Here is a 538-nt window from a genome sequence, read left to right as displayed (position 1 = left end):
TCTGTTTATAAGTCTTCGCCAGCAAGCTGCCTCCTACAAGAGTGGGTATGCACCTTAAGAGAAGGGCAAAGGCTATTGGACTGCCTATTCATGCCTGATTGTCGCGTCACGTGCTTTGGTTGGGTGTCTCCAACAACCGCGCACTCCTCTCCCGCAATTCCCCATGCACTTCCTCAACGTATGACGTAGCCGTTTTCCAGTCATCGAGCTACAGCGGTACGCCACAATTATGGAACCACCCCCGCCAAACACCCACTCACCCTCCAAGCCGGTCTGCACACCTATCTCACATTGAAAACCCATACGTAAGACAATGCTGAAGATGCGACCAATTTATTTATGACAAAGGAGGGTTGTATGAATCTGTTTGCACTATCTGCCTTGATCGTGGGTGCGTTGGGGTTGGGTATGCTGATCGGCGGGATTGTCCTGATGCGCAGCCCGGCAGTGTTCATTGTGGCGGGGATGGGATTTCTGAGTTGGACCTATATGGTTTCCAGAGCGACTGATCGCAGGCAGCGCAGGCAGGCACTTTCAC

General features: G+C 52.4%; 1 protein-coding gene. It reads left to right on the top strand.

Annotation, left to right across the window (positions count from 1 at the left end):
- Nucleotides 1–357: 357 nt before the first annotated feature.
- Nucleotides 358–538: hypothetical protein (locus NRB16_RS29185; RefSeq protein ID WP_257107608.1), on the top strand; the 181-nt coding region annotated here is incomplete at its 3' end.

It is taken from the genome of Pseudomonas sp. LJDD11, assembly GCF_024584215.1.
Taxonomy (GTDB): domain Bacteria; phylum Pseudomonadota; class Gammaproteobacteria; order Pseudomonadales; family Pseudomonadaceae; genus Aquipseudomonas.
This window is presented reverse-complemented; position numbering and strand designations above follow the sequence as displayed.